Below are 2,302 nucleotides of genomic sequence, written 5' to 3'. Positions count from 1 at the left end.
CGATGGCGAAGGATGGCTCAAGCTGCGGATCGAGCACCGGCGAGCGTGGCGTCGGTGCATCCGCAGCCGTGGTTTCGATCAGGGCGGCGGCTCGCGACGGTGCCAGCGGCCTCGGCAGGCGCGGGGCAGACGGAGCCTTGCCGCGCAGGAATGTCGGAAATGCCGGTGCCTGGATCGCGGAGGCTTGTGTGGCTTCCTTCAACAAAACGGGCTGTTTTGTCACCTGGTAATGCAGCACGGAGCCGCGATCGTCCGGCAAGGCGGTTGTCGTCGTTTCCGGCTGATCTTCCAGCCCTTCGCGCACCATGGTGAGCCAGGTCGGGTTGGTTGGGCCGCGCTTGCCATGGTAGCCGCAGACAATGAGCTGATCTTCGGCGCGCGTCATGCCGACATAAAGCAGGCGGCGATATTCGTCCTCGGCCTTGTCCTTCAGTTGCGCTTCGATCGCGGCGGCAACGCTGTTGTTAAGGTCCTTGCCGGCGCGCCACAAAAAGCGCTTGCGACGGGCGCGATCGGGCGTCTCGTAACTCAGCAGGCGCGGCAGATGGCCGGCGATGAAGGGCTCACCGCCGCTGTCGACCAGAAACACGATCGGCGCTTCCAGGCCCTTGGCGGCATGCACCGTCATGATGCGGATTTCGTTGCGGGTCTGGTCCATCTCGCGCTTGATGTCCGGGCCGGACTGATCGAGCAGCGACAGAACACTTTCGAGATCGGGCGGCCCAGCGCGCTCGGCGCCAAGCAGGAAGTTCAGAAACTCATCAAGGATTTCGCCGGCTTCATGACCCAGCCGCGAGATCATCTTTTGCCGGTTACCATCACGCCCGAGAACGGCGGCATAGAACTCGAAGGCCGGACGATAGCCGGCATCGTTACGCCAGGTGGTGAGCTGGTCGAGCACGGATTTCAGGATCAGGTCGTCGCCTGCGGCTCTACGCAGGCTCTGGTAAAGCGACACGCCGTCAGGGCGGCCATGCGAGAGCGCGAACAGCGCAGCCTCGTCCAGACCGAAGATCGGGCTTTTCAGCAAGGCGGCGAGCGACAGGTCGTCTTCCGGCTGCAGCACCACGCGACCGAGCGCGACGAGATCCTGCACCGCGATATGGCCGGGCAGACTCAGTCGATCCGCGCCCGCCACGTCGATACGGCGGTTCTTCAGCGCGCGTGACAGCGCATGGATGAAGCTGTCGCGCTTGCGCACGAGCACCATGACGTCGCCGGGTCGGATCGGACGGCCCTTGCCGGGCAGGATCGTGCTGTTCTTCAGCCAGCCGTCAACACGGCTTGCGATCTGTTCGGCGACCTGCACGGCCGGCGCCGAGGCATGGTCGATGGCGATCGTCCAGTCATCCGGTTCCTCGATGCTGGTTGCTGCGGCGAACGGCCAGGCTTCCACCGAACCGGGCTCATTGCGGATCGCCTTGTGCTCAAAGGCAACGCCATCCTGCGTCAGCCCGCGCCGCCGCTCAGCCGTTGAGAAAACGAGATCGACGGCCGAAAGCACGTCCCAGGTCGAGCGGAAGGAGCGTTGCAGCTTCACCGTCTCGAAGCGCTTTTCGGCCCCTTCGACATGCGTCTTGAACGCGCGCCGGTTGAGGTCGAAGCTTTCCGGCTCCGCGCCCTGGAATGAGTAGATCGACTGCTTTTCGTCACCAACGGCAAAGATGGTGCGTTCGGCCTCCGCCCGCGCCCCTTCGCCGACGAAGAACTCCCCGGATAGCGCCCGGATCACTGCCCATTGCTGCGGGCTCGTATCCTGCGCCTCGTCCACCAGAATGTGGTCGATGCCCTGATCCAGCCGGTAGCGCACCCAGGGGCCAGCGTCGGAGCGGGCGAGCAGCGCGATGGTGCGGCGGATCAGGTCCTCGAAATCGAGAAAGCCGCCGGCATGTTTGAGGCGCGAATAGTTGCCGATCAGGCGGTCGGCGATGGTCAACGCGGCCTGTGTGGCCTTGAGCATTTCCAGAAGCGCGATGCGGTCGCGGCAGGCAACCAGCGCTTCGGCCAGCCGGGTGAACTCTTCGGCAAAGTCAGGGAAGCGCGCGACGACGGCCTTCGACGCAAGATTGCGCAAACCGCGCGGCTCGCCTTTCGCAGTTAGAAACGCGTTGCCAAGAGCAGCCATGCGCTCGGGGACTTGTGCATGGCAAACCGCACGTAAGTCGCCGGCGAATTCAAGCACAGTCTTGCCACCCCCGCACTGCTCCAGCGCGTCGGCAAAGGCAGCATCGAAGTAGGCGTCGGGCCAGATCGCTTCGCTCAGCGTCTCCGGGGTGTCTTCGGCACCAAAACCATGTTCGGC

The 2,302-nt window shown here is 64.4% G+C and carries 1 protein-coding gene; it reads right to left on the bottom strand.

Annotated features, from left to right (window positions below):
* On the bottom strand, positions 1–2,302 hold a 2,302-nt coding region (addA, locus tag RTX98_RS20320; RefSeq protein WP_312798699.1), incomplete at both ends, for a double-strand break repair helicase AddA.

Origin of the sequence: Tianweitania sp., assembly GCF_032053605.1 — a bacterium.
GTDB lineage: Bacteria > Pseudomonadota > Alphaproteobacteria > Rhizobiales > Rhizobiaceae > Tianweitania.
This window is presented reverse-complemented; position numbering and strand designations above follow the sequence as displayed.